Below are 19,012 nucleotides of genomic sequence, written 5' to 3' on the forward strand. Positions count from 1 at the left end.
GTCAGCTGCGGAACAACGCGGCGGCGCGCTGGGCCAGCGCCCGGTTGCCGCCTGCCCGTTTGGCCTGATACATCGCGGAGTCCGCGGCTCCGATCAGGGTCTCGATCGCCGTCGCGGCGTCGGGAATCGCGTGCGACTCGACGATCGCCGCACCCGCGCTGGCGGTGACCGGATGGGGCAGGGCGTCGATCGCCCGGCACAGCGCCGCGGGGAGCTCGACGGCCTCTTCGGCGGGCAGGACGTCGATGACGAGGAACTCCTCACCGCCCGTGCGCCCGATGATCGCGGATCCCGGACTCGCCTTGCGCAGCGCCCACCCGACGGCGGTGAGCGCCTGGTCACCGGCGAGGTGGCCGTAGGTGTCGTTGAGGTGCTTGAAGTGGTCCAGGTCGACCATCACGACGACCAGATCCCGGCCGGTGCGGGGCTCCCTCAGAATCGAGCGCGCCCGCTCGTAGAACGCGCGCCGGTTCAGCAGGCCGGTCAGCGCGTCGTGATCGGAGCGCACGACGTCGGCACCCATCGTGCGCACCACCGTCTGGATCGCGAGCGGGACCGCGAAGTTCAACTCGATGACCAGCCAGAAGCCGGCGATCGCGCTGACCTCGTCCTGGTGCATCTCGAAGAGCCGCAGCGTGCAGTAGGCGCCTACGACTGCGGCGACGGCGAGGTTGAACAGCACCGCGCGGGTGTTGTGGAAGAACGCGAGGTAGCCGCCGGTCACGGCCAGGCCGGTGCAGCCCATCAACGCGATCACCGGTTCGGTTTGCATCGCCGATCCGATCGCGATCAACGTCGCCCCGAGGATGCCCATCAGCAATGATTGCCGCCGGGTGGGCCAGCGGCGCAGCCACAGCGTGGCGTAGCCGATGCCGACGACCAGCGCGGCGGCGCTTATGACATAGGTCAGGACGGTGTGGAGCTCACGGGAACCCAGCACACCGAATGCCATCAGTACCAGAGCTGCGGAGATGACGGCGACGAGTCGTCGGGTGGCGGGGGCGAGTCCACGCGCGTGCAGGTAACCGCTGAGCCAATCGAACTGGTCGGGCTGGTTCCACCACCGCTGGACCGCCTGGCGCTTCTCGCGCCCACTCGAAGCCTTGGAACTCGTCACGCGACCCTTCCCCCCGGGACTTAACCCTACTGGACCTGGGGCGGCACGAAACCGCTGATTGTGATGGCAGTCGTTTTCAATAAATCCAGTGACACTGAACTCTCGATGTGCACATGGTAATGAAAACGGTTATCGTTGCGCGGTGATCAGATCGTCCCGCAAGTCCCTTACGTTCGCCGGAATCGCCGCGTCGCTGTCACTAATGGCCGCGGCCTGTGGGGGTACGGAGAACTCCGGCGGCGATGGTCTGACGCCGGCGCAGGGTGACTGCCCCGTCGCGCCGCTCGACGTCGTGGTCAGCGTCGACCAGTGGGGGGACATCGTGTCGCAGCTGGCCGGGGCGTGCGCGGAGGTCACCACCGTGCTGGCCGGTTCGTCGGTCGATCCACACGATTTCGAACCCGCACCGTCGGACGCGGTCGCCTTCGAGGGCGCGCAGCTGGTCGTGGTCAACGGTGGCCACTACGACGAGTGGGCGACCAAGCTGGCCGAGACCTCCGCGCCGGACGCCGCGGTCGTCGACGCCGTCGACCTGGCCGGCGCCCACTCCGACGACCACGGCCATGAGGGCCATGAGGGCCATGAGGGCGATCACGAGGGACGCGATCATTCGATCAACCCCCACGTCTGGTACCGCCCGGACGTGGTGACCGCGGTCGCCGACGCGGTCACGGCGAAATTGTCCGAGCTCTCCGGGGACGCGGCAGGCTACTTCAGCGAGCGGCGCGCCGAGTTCGCCGGCTCCATGCAGCCGTACGACGACGCCGTCGCCACGATCAGGACGGGTGCGGCGGGCAAGCGCTACGCGGCCGTCGAGGGTGTCTTCGACGACATGGCCGCCGCGCTGGGGCTGGCCAATCGGACCCCGCCGGGCTATCAGGCCGCCGCGGACAACGAGGGCGAGCCGTCGCCCGCCGACCTCGACGCGTTCCTGACCCTGCTGTCGGATCGCGGTGTCGACGTGCTGATCTACAACGTCCAGACCGAGGGTTCGGTCCCCGAACAGATCCGGGCGGCGGCTGATCAGGCCGGCATCCCGGTCGTCGAGGTCACCGAAACGTTGCCGCCGGGGGCCGAGTCGTTCCAGGATTGGCAGGTGGGACAACTCGACGCGCTGGCCGAGGCACTCGGTGTCGGCGCCTGACGATGCCGCGGCGCTGACGTTCGACGACGTCAGTGCCGAACGCGGGGGGCGGATCATCTGGTCGGAGTCGACGTTCCGCATCGAGCCGGGCAGTTTCGTCGCCGTCATCGGGCCCAACGGCTCCGGTAAGACCACACTGCTGCAGGTGATCCTCGGCCTGCTCCCGCCCGCATCCGGAACGGTCCGCGTGTTCGGCCGCGGTCCGGGTGTGGTCAACGACGAGATCGGCTACGTGCCACAGAATTACGACGCCAATGCCAATGAGGCGATCCGCGCGCGCGACGCGGTGCTGCTCGGGCTGACCGGGACCCGCTGGGGCTGGCGGCGCACGAGCGCCGCCGACCGCGCCCGGGTGGATGAGGCGCTGGGCTGGGTCGACGCGCTCGGTATCGCCGAGCGCCGGCTCTCAGATCTGTCCGGCGGGCAGCGGCAGCGCATCGCGCTGGCCGCCGCGCTGGTGGCCAGGCCGCGCCTGCTGATCCTCGACGAGCCGCTGGCCTCGCTGGACGTGCGCAACCAGCACGAGATCGTCGGGGTGCTGGGCCGGCTGAAGAGGGAACTCGGCGTCACGGTGCTCGTGGTCGCCCACGACCTGAACCCGCTGCTGGGCGTGCTGGACAGCGCGATCTACCTGCTCGACGGGCATGCCCACCACGCCGCGCTGGACAAGGTCGTCGACTCGGCGCTGCTGACGCACATGTACGGCACCACGATCCAGGTGGCGCACACCCTGCAGGGTGAGCTGTACATGCGGAGCGGGGGATGACCGAGACGCTCGTCGCGATGGGCTACCAGCAGAACTGGCTGCACATCCTGGGCTCGTCGTTCATGCGCAACGCCTGGCTCGGCGGCACGATCGTCGCGCTGGCGGCGGGCCTGATGGGGTATTTCATCGTGGTGCGGCACACGTCGTTCGCCGCGCACGCGCTGGCCCATATCGGACTGCCGGGCGCCACCGGCGCGGTGCTGCTCGGCGTACCCGCCGCGGTCGGTCTCGGCGTGTTCTGTGTCGGCGGCGCGCTGGTGATCGGCGCACTGGGTAAACGCGCAGCCGATCGCGAGGTCGCCACCGGCACCGTGCTCGCCTTCGCGACCGGGCTCGGCCTGTTCTTCAATTCGCTGGCGACCAAGAACTCCTCGACGCTGACCAACGTGCTGTTCGGCAATCTGCTGGCGATCAGCTCGCAGCAGCTGCTGTCGTTCCTCGCGCTGCTGCTGCTGACCTCGCTCAGCGTCGCGTTCATGTTCAGGCCCTTGCTGTTCACCTCGGTCAACAGCAAAGTCGCTGAGGCCAAAGGCGTTCCGGTGCGCGGTCTGTCCATCGCGTTCATGGTGCTGCTCGGGCTGACCGTGACGATGGCGGTACAGGCCGTCGGGACGCTGCTGTTGTTCGCCTTGGTGGTGACCCCCGCGGCGACCGCGCTGCTGGTCACGGCGCGCCCGCTCCTGGCGATGGCGTTCTCCGCGGTCATCGGCCTGGTGTCGGTCTGGGTCGGGCTGATGCTGTCGGCGATGTTCAACCTGCCGCCGAGCTTCGTGATCGTGACGATCGCGTGTGCGGTGTGGCTGGCCGTCTGGGTCGGCGCCCGGGCGCCACGCCCGCGGCGCAGCCGGCGCGCCACGCCCGCGGCGCGGGCGGCCGGCACGGAACCGATGCACTAACCTCGGGGAGCATGCCCAGGAGTCCGACGCCCCGACGGCGCGCGACCCTGGCCTCCCTCGCCGCGGAGCTCAAGGTTTCCCGCACCACCGTCTCCAACGCCTACAACCGGCCCGACCAGCTGTCGCCGGAGTTGCGCGAACGGGTGCTCTCGACCGCCAAGCGGCTCGGGTATCCCGGTCCGGATCCGGTTGCCCGCTCGCTGCGTACGCGCAAGGCCGGTGCGGTCGGGTTGGTGCTCACCGAACCGCTGAACTACTCGTTCAGCGACCCGGCTGCCCTGGATTTCGTTGCCGGGCTTGCCGAGTCGTGTGAGGCGGCCGGGCAGGGCCTGTTGCTGGTGTCGGTCGGACCGAACCGCAGCGTCGCGGAGGGCTCGGCCGCGGTGCTGGCCGCGGGAGTCGACGGATTCGTCGTGTACTCGGCCTCCGATGACGACCCGTATCTTCCCGCCGTTCTGGAGCGTCACCTTCCGGTCGTCGTGGTCGATCAGCCGATGGACGTCCAAGGTGCCTCCCGGGTCGGCATCGACGACCGCGCCGCGATGCGCCGGCTGGCCGAGCACGTCATCGAACTCGGCCACCGGGAGATCGGGCTGTTGACGATGCGTTTGGGCCGCGACTGGCCCCACGGCCCGCGCCCCGCGCTGGCCGACCCCGAGCGGGTGCGGACCCCGCATTTCCATGTGCAGAGCGAGCGCATCCGCGGGGTGTACGACGCGATGGAGGCGGCGGGCCTGGACCCGGCATCGTTGACCGTGGTGGAGAGTTACGACCATCTGCCCACCTCCGGCGGCGCGGGAGCGGAGGTGGCACTCGAGCACAACCCGAGGATCACCGCATTGATGTGCACCGCCGACGTCTTGGCGTTGTCGGCGATGGATCACCTTCGGGCACGCGGCATCTACGTACCCGGGCAGATCACCGTCACCGGATTCGACGGGGTGCCCGAGGCGCGGCAGCGCGGGCTGACCACCGTCGTGCAGCCGGGCGTCGAAAAAGGCCGTCGCGCAGGTGAACTGCTGCACAACCCGCCCCGCGACGGTCTGCCGGTCATCGAGATCCTCGACACCGAGGTGGTGCGCGGCCGGACCTCGGGTCCGCCGGGCTAGCCGCGCGCGTCGGCGAGGAAACGCACCGCGGTCGCGACGTCGGCCGGGGAGTCGACGCGGTAGCGGGCCGCGGTCTCGCCCGGCCCCACCTTCACTCCCACATCCGAATCGCGAAGCCGGACAAAGGCTTTCTCATCGGTCACATCGTCGCCGAAGAACACCACGGCCGTCGCGTCGAACTCACCGCGCAGGATGTCGAGCGCCTCGCCCTTGTCCGTCGACACCACCGCGAACTCGAGGACGGCCTTGCCGGTGGTGATGTGCGCATACCACGCCGACGACGCATCCCATGCGGCGGCCAGGGCCGCTTCACCGTCGGACGGTGACGCGTTGCGCACATGCAGCGCCACGCTGGCCGGCTTGGTCTCGACGGCGACGCCCGGCTTGTCGGCGGCGATCGCGCGCAGCGCATCGGTGATGACCGCCAGCAGGTCGCGGTCGATGTCGCGGGAGAACCCGGATTCGAATTCGGCGCCGTGGCTGCCGACCAGGTGAACCGCCGACGGCGCCGAGGACAGTTCCCGCAGCGTCGCCAGGGCCCGCCCGGAGATCAGCGCGGACTCCGTGGCCGGCAGGGTGGCCAGGTCGACGAGGGCCTCGGCGGCGGCAGGCAGCGGGCGGGCGTCTTCGGGATTGTTGACGATCGGCGCCAGCGTGCCGTCGAAATCGGATGCGACGAGCAGGCGGGCGGTGCGCGCCGCCACGGCGAGCGCGGATTCGAGCTCGGGCGGAAGGGCGCTCACGGCCTAGATCTTAGGCTGTTCGCCGTCCCCGATGAGCAGTCGCACCGCCAGGTCGAGGCGCTTGGCGACATCGGTGGCCGACGCCCGGCGGGTGAGCCAGGCCAGCAGGTTGGACAGCCACACATCGGAGATCACCCGCGCGATGTGGTACTGGTCCTCGGTCGGTTCGCCCTCACTCATCGCGCGGGCGAACATCGAGTCCATCAGCTTGCCGACATGGTCGACCTCCCCGGCGGCCGACGCATCGGCGAACACGAACGCGCGGGTCATCGCCTCGGTCAGCAGCGGGTTGCGCTGCATCGCCCGGTTCAGCTTGCTGACCATGATGTTGAGCCGCTCGTACGGGGTGTTCCCGGCGGCCAGCGACGCGCGGTCGGTCTTGGCGTCGATGCGTTCGAATTCCCGGCCGAGCGCCGAGACCAGCAGATGCACCTTCGACGGGAAATACCGGTACAGCGTGCCGACCGCGACATCGGCGCGCTCTGCGACGGCGCGCATCTGGACGGCCTCGTAGCCGCCCTTGGACGCGATCGCGAGCGTGGCGTCAAGGATGCGCTTGCGCCGTTCGCGCTGGGCCTCGGAGCCGAGTTCGGACTCGGAGAGCACCGCGACGTTCATGACCTGGCGGGGACGGGAGTCGGACCCTGGTTTGGCGGCGTCGCGACCCGAGGCCATATCAGCCGACCCAGACATACGACGCGAGGCTCCTTTGTGATGCGTTCTCGGTGGAAACGATACGCATTCCAGTCCTGATTCCCTCATCTCCGTGCCGCATGTCACGCGACGTGTCCAGCTGTTGGGGCGGTCGACTTGACGGTCCGACGCTGGCACTATTAGAACACGTTCTAATGGGAAGCGCCGTCTTCCTACCCAAACGCTAGGAGACCCAGTGCCCGCTTCTCCCTCGGCGACCGTGACCGACGATCAGTCGGACGCCCGCGAACTGGTCCGGAGCTGGGCTGCCTCGTCCGGCTCCGTCGAGGCGGCGCGCGATGTCGAGCACGGACGGGCCGACGCGTGGCGGGGTCCGTACGGCAGCCTGGCGGAACTAGGGATCTTCGGCGTCGCCCTCCCCGAGGACCTCGGTGGCGCCGACGGCACGGTGGCCGATCTGGCCGCGATGGTCGACGAGGCCGCCGCCGCGATGGTTCCCGGCCCGGTGGCCACCACGGCGCTGGCGACGCTGGTGCTCTCAGCTGCGCATGCCGAGCTGCTGGACGCGCTGGCGACGGGTCAGCGCACCGCGGGGGTCGCGCTTGCCGCCGACCTGACCTACGCCGACGGGCGGGTCTCCGGGTCGGCGCCGTATGTGTTGGGCGCCGACGCGTCCGGGGTGCTGCTGCTGCCCGCGGGGCCGCGCTGGCTGCTGGTGGACGCCTCCGCCGACGGGGTGACCGTCGAGGCGCTCAAGGCCACCGACTTCTCCCGCCCGCTGGCCCGGGTGACCCTGGAGAGCGCGCAGGCCGAGGCGCTGGCCGTCCCGGCGCAGCGCGTCGTCGACCTGACCGCGACGCTGCTGGCCGCCGAGGCCGCGGGTCTGGCGCGGTGGTTGCTGACGACGGCGACCGAGTACGCGAAGGTGCGGGAGCAGTTCGGCAAGCCCATCGGCAGTTTCCAGGCCATCAAGCACATGTGCGCCGAGATGCTGCTGAGGTCCGAGCAGGCGTCCGTGTCGGCGGCCGACGCCGCCCGCGCCGCCACGGAATCGGACCCCGACGGCGACGGCGCACAGCTGTCGATCGCGGCCGCACTTGCGGCGTCGGTGGGTATCGAGGCCGCCAAGGCGAACGCCAAGGACTGCATCCAGGTGCTCGGCGGCATCGGCATCACGTGGGAACACGACGCGCATCTGTACCTGCGCCGCGCCTATGGCATTGCGCAATTCCTCGGTGGACGGTCGCGGTGGCTGCGCCGGGTGGTGGATCTGACCCAGGGCGGGGTGCGCAGGGACCTGCACATCGACCTGGCCTCGGTGGCCGATCTGCGGCCCGAGATCGCTTCCGCGGCCGCCGAAGCCGCTGCCGCTCCGGAGGACAAGAGGCAAGCGGTGCTGGCCGAGACCGGGCTGCTGGCGCCGCACTGGCCGAAGCCGTACGGCCGCGCCGCCGGGCCGGCCGAGCAGCTGCTGATCGACCAGGAACTGGCCGCCGCGGGTGTGGTGCGGCCCGACCTGGTCATCGGCTGGTGGGCGGTGCCGACGATCCTCGAGCACGGCAGCCCCGAGCTCATCGAGCAGTTCGTGCCTGCCACGCTGCGCGGTGACCTGCTGTGGTGCCAGCTGTTCAGTGAGCCGGGCGCCGGATCGGACCTTGCTGCACTGAGGATGAAAGCCGTTCGGGCAGAAGGCGAATCCGCGACCGGTGAGAAGGTCTCCGGCTGGAAGCTCACCGGGCAGAAGGTGTGGACTTCTGCTGCGCAGAAGGCGCACTGGGGTGTGTGCCTCGCCCGCACCGACCCGGATGCGCCCAAGCACAAGGGCATCACGTACTTCCTGATCGACATGAAGAGCCCGGGCATCGTGATCCGGCCGCTGCGGGAGATCACCGGCGACGAGCTGTTCAACGAGGTGTTCTTCGACGACGTGTTCGTGCCCGACGAGTTGGTGGTCGGACAGGTCAACGACGGTTGGCGGCTCGCGCGCACCACGCTGGCCAACGAGCGCGTCGCGATGGCGCAGGGCACCGCGCTGGGCAATCCGATGGAAGAGCTGCTCCGCGTCGTCGCCGAGTCGGAAGTCGATGCGGCGCAACAGGATCAGCTGGGCCAGTTGATCGTCACCGCCCAGGTCGGATCCCTGCTGGACCAGCGCATCGCCCAGCGCGCCGTCGAAGGCCAGGATCCCGGTCCGCAGGCCAGCGCGCGCAAGCTGATCGGGGTCCGCTACCGGCAGGCGCTGGCGGAGTTCCGGATGGACCTGTCCGAGGGGGCCGGTGCGGTCGAGAACCAGCAGGTGCACGACTTCCTGAACACCCGGTGCCTGACCATCGCCGGCGGCACCGAGCAGATCCTGCTGACGATGGCGGGGGAGCGGTTGCTCGGCCTGCCCCGATGAGTTCGCGATCTGGCGGACGCGAGCGGCTGAATCAGATTCTGGCGCAGTATCAAGTGCGCGACGATCCGGGTGGCACGGTGAGGCGAGCCGAGGTCGGCGCCGAAGAACTGACGCAGACCGAGATGCAGATGCTGCTGGCCGACGCGGCGCGGATCCCGGAGATTCGGGATATCAGGGACCGGGCGAGTGCCGAAGCGGTGCGACGCTTTCCACCGCCGGATGGCCGGCAGGTCGACAACGAGACAGATGCGTTCCGGCACACCTACGGCAGCGCACTGTTGACCCGGAGTTTCGGGCCCGACTGGGCATCCCGATTCACCTCGGCGCACGAGGGTAACCCCGACAACAATCGCGCGAGCCGCGCGATGGATCTCTACAACAACGAGATCGGGCGCTCGATCGCGCTCGCCCATCCCGACGCCTCTCCCGAGGCCATCTCAGATCTCGCGGCGGACGCAGTGCTCAACGGCGAAGCCGTCGTCGTCGGCCCTGACGGGGTGAGCCTGCGCTGGAGCGCATCCGGGAACGAGGTCTAGTCGAAGGTGGTCTGCGCGCAGGCCGACGGCGTCGTCAGGTTGACCCCGCCGTAGACCACCTGGATCTGCGAGCAGACGATGAACTGCGAGCCCTTGGCGGGCAGGCCGGTCGTCCACGACGTCGGAACCGAGTCGCCGTCGGTGGTGAAGCGTTCGATCGAACCGCCGCCGAAGTACGTCACCGACACCTCGACATCGCGCATCGACTTCAGCATGCGCGAGAGCACGTTGTCGTGGTTGGCGCCCTTGAGTTCTCGGGGCATACCGGCCGGTGCGCTGTACCAGGCCTCCTGCCACACGTCCTGGGAGTCGCTGCGCAGCGTGATGGTCTGCCGTGCCCAGGTGTCGCCCGGGAATCCGGTGGGGCCGTTGGGGGTCAACAGGTTTGCCGACGTCCTGAAGAAGCACCGGTTCTGCCCCGGGTCGCAGTCGGCGTTGACGTGCATCTCGATCGAGGTGGCGGGGTCGACGGCGATGGAAGACACGCCGGTGTCGGAGGCCGCCATGGCGATCGGGGCCGTGGTGTGCGAGACGGCGGCGAGCGCCACCATCAACGTCGGAGCCAGTGCCGCTGCTAGCCGCTTCATCGTGATGAAAGTAATCCTTGCGTCACTCGTCGAAGGTGACTTCGACGGAATCGGATTTCGGATGTGCCTGGCAGGCCAGGATCAGACCCTCGTCGAGGTCCTGCTGTTCGAGGACGTCGTTGATCTCCATCTCGACGTCGCCGGACTTCTTGAGCACGGCGCACGCGCCGCAGTGCCCCTCGCGGCACGAGAACGGCGCGTCCAGGCCCTTGTTCAGCAGGACGTCGAGCAGTTTCGCCTTGCGCGGCCAGCTGACCTCGTGGGTCTCGCCGTCGAGGGTCACCACGGCCGTCGCCGGGCCCTCGTCGCCGTCGTCCTCGTCGTCGATGGTGACCGCCGCGAACGGATCCGACTCCAGTGACTTGAACACCTCGATGTGGATCTTCTCGGCGACTGCCCCTGCCGCCGCGAGCGCCTCCTCGGCGGCGGCCATGAACGGCCCCGGCCCGCAGATGAACGCCTCCCTGGACGTGAACGGCGTGAACAGCGCCGTCAGCGCGGTGACGCTGGGCAGCCCCTGCACGGTCTCCAGCCAGTGGATCGCGGTCAGGCGGTCCGGGTACTTGGCGGCGAGATCACGCAGGGTCTCGGCGAAGATCACCGAATTCTCGTCGCGGTTGGCGTAGACCAGGGTCACCTTTCCGCTGCCCTCGGACAGCGCGGACTTCAGGATCGCCAGCATCGGGGTGATTCCGCTGCCCGCGGCCAGCAGCAGGAAATCGGTGTCCAGGTTCTTCGGCACGAACGTCCCCGACGGTGCCAGGACGTGCATCTTCATCCCGGCGTGCGCGTTGTCGCACAGCCAGTTCGACGCGTACCCGTCGGCGGTGCGCTTCACGGTGACCGTCAGCGGGTCGCCGGTGTGCGGTGACGAGCACAGCGAATAGCAGCGCGCGACCGATCCGGTGCGGTCACTCGGCACCCGCAAGGTCAGGAACTGACCGGGCGAGTAGCGCAGCTTCTCCGGCGGCACGGACGCGCCGGCCGGGGTTTTGAACACCAGAGAACGCGCGTCAGACGTCTCGTCGATCACTTCGGCGATCTCCAGCTCGAGCACATGGGCGCCCAGCGGCTCGTCGGCGGCAACGTCCGTCACAGATGGACCCTTTCTCCGGTCATAACTAGAACAGGTTACAGAAATGCATGTGCGCTGGTCCAGGTGTCGCAGGACGCTGCTACTCGACACAAATCGTAACGTGTTCTAATCTCTTCTAGGTTACTTCGCACGCCTTTGGAGGCAAACCAGTGACGTCCATTGAACAGCGTGACGCACAGTCGGTTCTCGACGGTGTCACCGATCTCCTCCCTCGTATCGCCAAGCGCGCGGCCGCCGCCGAGGAACTGCGCCGCCTGCCCGACGAGACGGTGGCCGAACTCGACGAGGTCGGCTTCTTCAAACTGCTCCAGCCCGAGCAGTGGGGTGGTCTGCAGTGCGACCCGACGTTGTTCTACGAAGCCGTGCGCCGCCTCGCGAGCGCATGCGGTTCCACCGGCTGGGTCTCCGCGATCATCGGTGTGCACAACTGGCACCTCGCACTGTTCGATCAGCAGGCCCAGGAGGACGTCTGGGGCGAGGACGCGTCCGTGCGCGTGTCGTCCTCGTACGCGCCGATGGGTGCCGGCGTCGTCGTCGACGGTGGCTACCTGGTCAGCGGCACGTGGCAGTGGTCCTCAGGCTGCGACCACGCCACCTGGACGTTCGTGGGCGGGCCGGTGATCAAGGACGGCAAGCCGGTCGATTTCGGCAGCTTCCTGATCCCCCGTACCGATTACCGCATCGATGACGTCTGGAACGTCGTCGGACTGAAGGCAACCGGCAGCAACAACCTCGTGGTCAAGGACGTCTTCGTTCCGCGCCACCGGTTCCTGTCGTACAAGGCGATGAACGACGGCACCGCAGGCGGGTACCAGAACAACACCGCCCCGGTGTACAAGATGCCTTGGGGCACCATGCATCCCACCACGATCAGTTCCCCGATCATGGGGATGGCGTACGGCGCCTACGAGGCGCACGTCGAACATCAGGGCAAGCGGGTGCGCGCGGCGTTCGCCGGCGAGAAGTCCAAGGACGACCCGTTCGCGAAGATCCGGATCGCCGAGGCGGCCAGCGACATCGACGCCGGCTGGCGTCAGCTGATGGGTAACCTCGGCGAGGAGTACCAGTTGCTCAAGGCCGGCAAGGAAATCCCGTTCTCGTTGCGTGCGGCCGCCCGTCGCGACCAGGTCCGCGCCACCGCGCGTGCCATCGCGTCGATCGACCTGCTCTTCGAGGCGTCCGGCGCGACCGCACTACAGCTCGACCAGCCGGTGCAGCGGTTCTGGCGTGACGCACACGCCGGCCGGGTCCACGCGGCCAACGAACCCGAGCGCGCGTACCTGATCTTCGGCAACGAAGCGTTCGGTCTCCCGCCCCAGGACACGATGGTTTGATGACCTCCTTCGCCGCGGAAGCTGCTCAGCAGCAGGAGATCACGTTCGAGTCGACCTCGCGCTACGCGCAGGTCCGCGACGACATGAAGTTGCACTACCACGAAGCCGGGGTGGGCAATCCGGAGACGGTGGTGCTGCTGCACGGCGGCGGTCCCGGCGCCTCGAGCTGGTCGAACTTCGGGCGCAACATTCCGGTACTGGCCAAGCACTTTCACGTGCTGGCCGTCGACCAGCCCGGCTACGGCCACTCGGACAAGCACACCGAACATGAGCAGTACAACCGCTACAGCGCGACCGCGCTGCTGAACCTGTTCGACCACCTCGGTATCGAACGCGCTGCACTGGTGGGCAACTCGCTGGGCGGTGGCACCGCGGTGCGGTTCGCGCTGGACAACGGCAAGCGCGCGGGCAAGCTGGTGCTGATGGGCCCCGGCGGCTTGAGTGTGAACCTGTTCGCACCGGATCCGACCGAGGGCGTGAAGCTGCTCGGCAAGTTCGCCGCGGAGCCGACGCGCGAGAACATCGAGGCGTTCCTGCGGATCATGGTCTACGACCAGAGCATGATCACCCCGGAACTCGTCGAGGAGCGCTTCGAGATCGCCAGCACTCCGGAGTCGCTGGCCGCGACCAAGGCGATGGGGAAGTCGTTCGCCGGCGCCGACTTCGAGCTCGGCATGATGTGGCGTGACGTATACAAGCTGAGGCAGCGCGTACTGCTGATCTGGGGTCGCGAAGACCGGGTCAACCCGCTCGACGGAGCGTTGGTGGCACTCAAGCAGATCCCACGGGTGCAGTTGCACGTCTTCGGTCAGTGCGGCCACTGGGCGCAGCTGGAAAAATTCGACGAGTTCAACAAGCTCACCATCGATTTCCTCAAGGGTTAGAGAGGGAAGAAACCATGACGATCAAATCGCTCGGATATCTCCGCATCGAGGCCACCGATGTCGGCGCGTGGCGCGAGTACGGGTTGAAGGTGCTCGGCATGGTCGAAGGCTCCGGCACCACCGAGGGTGCGCTCTATCTGCGGATGGACGAGTTTCCGGCACGCCTGATCATCGTGCCCGGTGAGCATGACCGGCTCCTGGAGTCGGGCTGGGAGACGGCCAACGCCGCACAGCTGCAGGACATCCGGCAGCGTCTGGAGGTCCACGGCACGCCGTACAAGGAAGCCACCGCCGGCCAGTTGGCCGACCGCCGCGTCGACGAGATGATCATCTTCGACGACCCGTCGGGTAACACGCTGGAGGTCTTCCACGGCGTCGCTCTCGAGCACCGCCGGGTCGTCAGCCCGTACGGGCACAAGTTCGTCACCGAGGAGCAGGGGCTCGGTCACGTCGTGCTGACCACCCGCGACGACGCCGAGACGCTGCACTTCTACCGCGACGTGCTCGGCTTCTTCCTGCGCGATTCGATGAAGCTGCCGCCGCAGCTGGTCGGCCGGCCCGCCGACGGCGCACCGGCATGGCTGCGCTTCCTCGGGGTCAATCCTCGGCACCACAGCCTGGCGTTCATGCCCGGTGAGACGCCCAGCGGCATCGTGCATCTGATGGTCGAGGTGGAGAACTCCGACGACGTCGGCCTGTGCCTGGACCGCGCGTTGCGGCGAAAGGTGAAGATGTCGGCGACGCTGGGGCGGCACGTCAACGACAAGATGCTGTCCTTCTACATGAAGACCCCGGGCGGCTTCGACGTCGAGTTCGGTTGTGAGGGACTCGAGGTCGACGACGACGACTGGGTGGCCCGGGAGAGCACCGCGGTCTCGTTGTGGGGCCACGACTTCAGCGTGGGCTTCAAGTAGCCAGGTAAACGCGATGTCGACCCCGCCGATCGATCCGCGCACATTCCGCAGTGTGCTCGGTCAGTTCTGCACCGGGATCACCGTCATCACCACGATGAGTGAGGATGCCCCGGTGGGATTCGCCTGCCAGTCGTTCGCCGCGTTGTCCCTGGATCCGCCGTTGGTGTTGTTCTGCCCCACGAAGGCCTCGCGGTCGTGGGCAGCGATCGAGACCACCGGCCGGTTCTGCGTCAACGTCCTGCACGAGAACCAGCAGCACGTCTCGGCGCGGTTCGGTTCACGAGAGCCGGACAAGTTCGCCGGGATCGATTGGTCGCCATCGAGGTTGGGCTCGCCGATCATCGACGGCTCGCTGGCGCACATCGACTGCACGGTGCACTCGGTGCACGACGGCGGCGACCATTTCGTCGTGTTCGGAGCGGTGCACTCGCTGTCGGACGTTCCGAAGCGCAAGCCGCGGCCGCTGCTGTTCTACCAAGGGCAGTACACCGGCATCGAACCGGACAAGAACACCCCGGCGGACTGGCGCAACGACCTGGAGGCGTTCCTGACCGCGACGACCGAGGACACCTGGCTCTAGCCCGAACGCGACGCTGCACCGTCGACGAGTGAGCACACCACCGCCAGGTGGGTCGGCAGCACCTTCGCCCATACCCTCCGAGCGACCGGGTTGCCCAGTCGCACGAACGTCGCGAAGGTGACCTCGCCGCCGGCGACCCGGGTGATCAACTGACCCGACAGCCCCATCGGCGACATCGCCTGCAATCGAACGTATTCGGCATCGCGATGGGTGACCGACCAGCCGGCGATCACGTCGGGTCCGGCTGGGCGCAACCTGATCCCGAGCACCGTCCATCCGAGACGTAACCGCAGTCGTGTCACCGCGGGCGGCCCTTCGAGAATCTCCCGCGCCCATTCCGCCGGTGAGCTGGCGTGGCTGGTGCGGAGCTGGTGGGCGTCGACATGGTCGACGCGGGTGAGCGTGCTGCACGCCAACAGGTCCGCATCGGGATCGGTGCGTCGGGCGATGCGCTGTATCGAGGCCATCCGCCACCTCCAATGATTGATACAGAACAGTACTGTATCTATCGTATTCTGACCAGATGCCGCCGCCGATCCGTACGCCCCGACAGTCCTGGATCGACGCGGGTCTGGCGCTGCTGGCCGCCGACGGACCCGATGCCGTGCGCGTGGAGGTCCTCGCGCAACGCCTCGGTGTGACCCGCGGAGGGTTCTATCGGCAGTTCGCGAGCAGGACGGAGTTGATCACCGCGATGCTCGACACCTGGGAGCAGCGCAGCATCGACGAGGTCCTGGCGCGGGTCGAGGCCGAAGGCGGCGACGCGCGCAGCAAGGTCCGCCGAGCCGGGACTCTGACGTTCTCGGCCGAACTGCTCCCGGTGGATCTCGCGGTCCGCAGCTGGGCGCGACGGGATCCCGAGGTGGCCGATCGGCTGCGCCGCGTCGACAACCGCCGCATGGACTACCTGCGCGAACTGCTCTCCGCGCTGTGGGACGACACCGCCGAGGTCGAGGCCCGCGCGATGCTGGCCTTCTCACTGCTGGTCGGGAACCACCTGATCGTGGCCGACCATCCGGGCGGCAGGGACAGGGTGGTCGCCGACGCCGGCCGCCTCCTACTCGGCGGACTTACACAGCTGTAATTCATCCACACTGTGGATAACCCCTGTGGATAACTCGCTAGCGCAGGCCCAGCAACACGTCCTGTTGATCGCGGACCCGCTCGCGGATCGCGTCGACGACCGCCGCCACCTCCGGGCGGCGCAGCGCCTCGGCGCGGGCCACCAACCAGTAGCTCAACTGTGCCGAAACCTGTTGCGCCAGTATCCGAACGAGATCGCGATGGCGGTCGGCCATGAAGCAGGGCAGCAGCCCGATCCCGGCTGATGCCCGAGTGGCCTCGACGTGGACGAACACATTCGTCGAGGTCACCGATTCGCGCATGGCAGGCGCGAAGCTCGCGGCGAGGTCGAGGTCGTCGACCTGCAGCATCGAGTCGATGAAGTACACGAGCGGAAACCGCTGTAGATCGGCGACGTCGGCCGGGGCGCCGTGCTCGTCGAGGTAGTCCCGGGAGGCGTACAGGCCCAGGCGGTAGTCACACAGCCGGAGAGCCTTGGCGCGGCGCACCCGGGGCTCACCGACCACGACTTCGACGTCCAGGCCGGAGCGCTGCTGGGTGGCCCTGCGGGTGGTCGCCACGATCTCGACGGCCACCTTCGGATGCATCCGCTGCACGGCGGCCGCCGCCGGTGCGGCGATATACGCCGAGAAACCGTCGGTGGCGGAGATCCGGACAACGCCGTCGAGGGCCCGTTGTCCGGCCGGATCGGCGGCCAGGGACCGCACGGCGGTCTCGACGGTCTCGGCGGCGGTGAGGGCACCGCGGCCGAGGTCGGTCAGTTCCCAGCCGCCGGCGACACGGGCCAGCACCCGCCCGCCCATCGCCTCCTCCAGCGCCGCGATGCGCCGGCTGATCGTGGTGTGGTTGAGGCCGAGCTCCTCGGCCGCGGTGGTGTATTTGCCGGTTCGGCCGACGGCCAGCAGAACCAGCAGGTCATCTGCACTGAGACGACGAGCCGAGGATGTCACATCTGCATTTTCGCAGACACATCCTGCGGTTTTGGTTATTGCCCGAGCGGGTAGCTGCGTGAATACTCACCCGAGTTTGTGGTGGGCATCACAAGGAAGGGTGGGCGATGAGCGCGCAACAGGACGCGGGGCCCGGTTCAATCTCGACCGGACTCAAGCGGGTGGTGGTCGCATCGATGGCCGGCACGGTCGTCGAGTGGTACGAGTTCTTCCTGTACGCGACCGCGGCAACGCTCGTGTTCAAGAAGGTGTTCTTCGCCGAGGGCACCAGCGAGGCCGCCGGTTTGATCGCAGCGCTGCTGACGTACGCCGTCGGCTTCGTGGCCCGGCCGCTGGGCGGGATCGTGTTCGGGCACTTCGGCGACAAGTACGGTCGCAAGAAGCTGCTGCAGTTCGCCATCCTGTTGGTCGGTGTCGTGACGTTCCTGATGGGATGTCTGCCGACCTACAACCAGATCGGCGTGTGGGCCCCGATCCTGCTCGTGCTGTTGCGCTTCGCGCAGGGCTTCGCGGTCGGCGGCGAATGGGGCGGGGCCGTCCTTCTGGTCGCCGAGCACAGCCCGAACAAGCAGCGGGCGTTCTGGGCCAGCTGGCCGCAGGCCGCGGTCCCGGTCGGCAACATGCTCGCCACCGTCGTGCTGCTGGTCCTGACCGGGCTGCTGTCCGATGAGGCGTTTCTGTCCTGGGGCTGGCGTGTGGCGTTCTGGCTGTCGGCGGTGGTGGTGCTGATCGGCTACTACATCCGCACCAAGGTGACCGACGCCCCGATCTTCGTTGCGGCCCAAGAGGAGGTCGAGCGCGCCAAGGCGGTGTCCTACGGCGTCGCCGAGGTGCTGAAGCGTTATCCCCGAGGTGTTTTCACCGCGATGGGCCTGCGATTCGCCGAGAACATCATGTACTACCTGGTGGTCACCTTCTCGATCGTCTACCTCAAGACCCACGTGGGTGCCGACACCGGCGACATCCTCTGGTGGCTGCTCGCCGCACATGCGGTGCACTTCGTGGTGGTGCCGCAGGTGGGGCGGCTGGCCGACCGGTACGGCCGCCGCCCGGTGTACATCGCCGGGGCCGTGCTCGCGGGCGTCTGGGGCTTCTTCGCGTTCCCGATGATGAACACCGGCAGCTACCTCGCGATCATGGCCGCGGTCATCCTCGGTCTGATGATCCACGCCCTGATGTATGCGCCGCAGCCGGCGATCATGGCCGAGATGTTCCCGACCCGGATGCGGTATTCCGGTGTGTCCCTGGGGTATCAGGTCACCTCGATCGTCGCCGGATCGTTGGCCCCGGCCATCGCCACCTGGCTGCTCGACAAATTCGGCACCTGGGTGCCGATCGCGGTCTACTTGGCAGGGGCGTCGCTGATCACGTTGGTCGCGGCCTGGTTCACGCGCGAGACCAACGGGATCGACCTGCATGAGCTCGACGCCGCCGACCGCGCGCAGTTGCAGCGTGCCGGGGCGGTATGAGTGCACTGGCGGGACGCACCGCGCTGGTGACCGGCGGTGCGAGCGGGATCGGCGCGGCCTGCGCGCGGGCGCTGGCCGGGCAGGGAGTCGAGGTCACCGTCGCCGACATCGACGGGTCGGGCGCGCAAACCGTGGCGCGGGAGATCGGCGGAAAGCCGTGGACGCTCGACCTTCTCGACGTCGCCGAGCTGGAGAACCTGCAGCTGGACGCCGACATCCTGGTCAACAACGCGGGCATCCAGAGCATCGACGAGATCGCGGCGTTCCCGCCGGAGAAGTTCCGGTCGATGCTCGCGCTGATGGTGGAGGCGCCGTTCCTGCTCGTCCGTGCGGCGCTGCCCTACATGTACCGCAACGAATTCGGCCGCGTCATCAACATCTCGTCCATCCACGGCCTGCGGGCCTCGCCGTACAAGGTCGCCTACGTGACCGCCAAGCACGCGCTGGAAGGGCTGTCGAAAGTGACCGCGCTCGAGGGTGGTCCACACGGCGTCACGAGCAACTGCATCAATCCCGGATACGTCCGCACCCCGCTGGTGACCAAACAGATCGCCGATCAGGCCAGGACCCACGGCATTCCGGAGGATCAGGTGATCTCCGACATCCTGCTGAAGGAGAGCGCGGTCAAACGGCTCGTCGAGCCCGACGAGGTCGGCTCGTTGGTCACCTGGCTGGCATCGCCCGCGGCCGGGATGGTCACCGGTGCCTCGTACACGATGGACGGCGGGTGGAGCGCGCGCTGACGTGCGCGC

20 protein-coding genes are annotated in these 19,012 nt (G+C 68.1%); 13 read left to right on the plus strand and 7 right to left on the minus strand.

Annotation, left to right across the window (positions count from 1 at the left end; all coding sequences use genetic code 11):
• Position 1: 1 nt before the first annotated feature.
• Positions 2–1,117: a GGDEF domain-containing protein gene (locus NTM_RS10150; RefSeq protein ID WP_104862560.1), complete on the minus strand. Its 1,116-nt coding sequence runs from the start codon at positions 1,115–1,117 to the stop codon at positions 2–4.
• A 202-nt stretch (positions 1,118–1,319) separates the two neighbouring features.
• On the opposite strand from NTM_RS10150, the gene NTM_RS10155 reads away from it, so the two are divergent.
• The 4 genes from NTM_RS10155 to NTM_RS10170 are packed head-to-tail and all read left to right on the plus strand — an operon-like array spanning position 1,320 to position 5,032.
• Entirely contained in the window at positions 1,320–2,261 is a 942-nt protein-coding gene (locus NTM_RS10155) for a metal ABC transporter solute-binding protein, Zn/Mn family (protein WP_163769440.1), read from the plus strand.
• Positions 2,248–3,027: a metal ABC transporter ATP-binding protein gene (locus NTM_RS10160; RefSeq protein ID WP_104862559.1), complete on the plus strand. Its 780-nt coding sequence runs from the start codon at positions 2,248–2,250 to the stop codon at positions 3,025–3,027. Before NTM_RS10155 ends, NTM_RS10160 begins: the two co-directional genes overlap by 14 nt.
• Positions 3,024–3,923, plus strand: a complete 900-nt coding sequence (locus tag NTM_RS10165) for a metal ABC transporter permease (protein WP_104862558.1) — start codon at positions 3,024–3,026, stop codon at positions 3,921–3,923. Before NTM_RS10160 ends, NTM_RS10165 begins: the two co-directional genes overlap by 4 nt.
• Positions 3,924–3,934: 11 nt before the next feature.
• Positions 3,935–5,032, plus strand: coding sequence for an Rv3575c family transcriptional regulator (locus NTM_RS10170; RefSeq protein WP_104862557.1), 1,098 nt, complete (start codon positions 3,935–3,937; stop codon positions 5,030–5,032).
• Here the strand turns inward: NTM_RS10170 and otsB are convergent.
• Positions 5,029–5,775, minus strand: coding sequence for a trehalose-phosphatase (otsB, locus tag NTM_RS10175; protein ID WP_163766218.1), 747 nt, complete (start codon positions 5,773–5,775; stop codon positions 5,029–5,031). The two genes, NTM_RS10170 and otsB, sit on opposite strands and share 4 nt — an antisense overlap.
• 3 nt (positions 5,776–5,778) lie before the next feature.
• Entirely contained in the window at positions 5,779–6,468 is a 690-nt protein-coding gene (gene kstR, locus NTM_RS10180; protein WP_083141992.1) for a cholesterol catabolism transcriptional regulator KstR, read from the minus strand.
• 196 nt (positions 6,469–6,664) lie between these two features.
• Here kstR and NTM_RS10185 point away from each other — a divergent pair, with 196 nt between their 5' ends.
• The gene (locus NTM_RS10185) at positions 6,665–8,827 is read left to right on the plus strand and encodes an acyl-CoA dehydrogenase family protein (protein ID WP_104862555.1); all 2,163 of its coding nucleotides are present in this window, start codon (positions 6,665–6,667) and stop codon (positions 8,825–8,827) included.
• The gene (locus NTM_RS10190) at positions 8,824–9,363 is read left to right on the plus strand and encodes a DUF6973 domain-containing protein (RefSeq protein WP_163766219.1); all 540 of its coding nucleotides are present in this window, start codon (positions 8,824–8,826) and stop codon (positions 9,361–9,363) included. The genes NTM_RS10185 and NTM_RS10190 overlap by 4 nt, the downstream gene beginning before the upstream one ends.
• Here NTM_RS10190 and NTM_RS10195 read toward each other — a convergent pair.
• A complete protein-coding gene (locus NTM_RS10195) occupies positions 9,360–9,950 on the minus strand; it encodes a hypothetical protein (protein ID WP_104862553.1) in 591 nt (196 codons plus the stop codon). The genes NTM_RS10190 and NTM_RS10195 overlap by 4 nt on opposite strands.
• 22 nt (positions 9,951–9,972) lie before the next feature.
• Positions 9,973–11,046, minus strand: coding sequence for a ferredoxin--NADP reductase (locus tag NTM_RS10200; protein WP_104862552.1), 1,074 nt, complete (start codon positions 11,044–11,046; stop codon positions 9,973–9,975).
• A 149-nt stretch (positions 11,047–11,195) separates the two neighbouring features.
• Between NTM_RS10200 and hsaA the strand changes: the two genes are divergently transcribed.
• The 4 genes from hsaA to hsaB are packed head-to-tail and all read left to right on the plus strand — an operon-like array spanning position 11,196 to position 14,758.
• On the plus strand, positions 11,196–12,380 hold the full coding sequence (gene hsaA / locus NTM_RS10205; RefSeq protein WP_104862551.1) for a 3-hydroxy-9,10-secoandrosta-1,3,5(10)-triene-9,17-dione monooxygenase oxygenase subunit: 1,185 nt from the start codon (positions 11,196–11,198) through the stop codon (positions 12,378–12,380).
• Entirely contained in the window at positions 12,380–13,264 is an 885-nt protein-coding gene (hsaD, locus tag NTM_RS10210) for a 4,5:9,10-diseco-3-hydroxy-5,9,17-trioxoandrosta-1(10),2-diene-4-oate hydrolase (protein WP_104862550.1), read from the plus strand. The genes hsaA and hsaD overlap by 1 nt, the downstream gene beginning before the upstream one ends.
• A 14-nt stretch (positions 13,265–13,278) precedes the next feature.
• On the plus strand, positions 13,279–14,178 hold the full coding sequence (gene hsaC, locus NTM_RS10215; RefSeq protein WP_083141985.1) for an iron-dependent extradiol dioxygenase HsaC: 900 nt from the start codon (positions 13,279–13,281) through the stop codon (positions 14,176–14,178).
• Positions 14,179–14,191: 13 nt separating this feature from the next.
• Positions 14,192–14,758 carry a 3-hydroxy-9,10-secoandrosta-1,3,5(10)-triene-9,17-dione monooxygenase reductase subunit gene (gene hsaB / locus NTM_RS10220; RefSeq protein WP_104862548.1) on the plus strand — a complete coding sequence of 189 codons (567 nt, stop codon included), beginning with the start codon at positions 14,192–14,194 and terminating at the stop codon, positions 14,756–14,758.
• On the opposite strand, the gene NTM_RS10225 is transcribed toward hsaB, so the two are convergent.
• The gene (locus NTM_RS10225) at positions 14,755–15,225 is read right to left on the minus strand and encodes a hypothetical protein (protein WP_163766220.1); all 471 of its coding nucleotides are present in this window, start codon (positions 15,223–15,225) and stop codon (positions 14,755–14,757) included. The genes hsaB and NTM_RS10225 overlap by 4 nt on opposite strands.
• A gap of 56 nt (positions 15,226–15,281) precedes the next feature.
• Between NTM_RS10225 and NTM_RS10230 the strand changes: the two genes are divergently transcribed.
• Positions 15,282–15,842 carry a TetR/AcrR family transcriptional regulator gene (locus NTM_RS10230; protein ID WP_163766221.1) on the plus strand — a complete coding sequence of 187 codons (561 nt, stop codon included), beginning with the start codon at positions 15,282–15,284 and terminating at the stop codon, positions 15,840–15,842.
• Positions 15,843–15,879: 37 nt separating this feature from the next.
• Here the strand turns inward: NTM_RS10230 and NTM_RS10235 are convergent, their stop codons facing one another.
• The gene (locus NTM_RS10235) at positions 15,880–16,791 is read right to left on the minus strand and encodes a LysR family transcriptional regulator (RefSeq protein WP_179963915.1); all 912 of its coding nucleotides are present in this window, start codon (positions 16,789–16,791) and stop codon (positions 15,880–15,882) included.
• Positions 16,792–16,898: 107 nt separating this feature from the next.
• Between NTM_RS10235 and NTM_RS10240 the strand changes: the two genes are divergently transcribed.
• Together NTM_RS10240 and NTM_RS10245 are read left to right on the plus strand one after the other, a co-directional pair.
• A complete protein-coding gene (locus tag NTM_RS10240; protein WP_163766222.1) occupies positions 16,899–18,260 on the plus strand; it encodes an MFS transporter in 1,362 nt (453 codons plus the stop codon).
• Positions 18,257–19,003, plus strand: coding sequence for a 3-hydroxybutyrate dehydrogenase (locus NTM_RS10245; protein ID WP_163766223.1), 747 nt, complete (start codon positions 18,257–18,259; stop codon positions 19,001–19,003). The genes NTM_RS10240 and NTM_RS10245 overlap by 4 nt, the downstream gene beginning before the upstream one ends.
• Positions 19,004–19,012: the final 9 nt, after the last annotated feature.

The sequence above is a fragment of the Mycolicibacterium parafortuitum genome (assembly GCF_010725485.1).
GTDB lineage: Bacteria > Actinomycetota > Actinomycetes > Mycobacteriales > Mycobacteriaceae > Mycobacterium.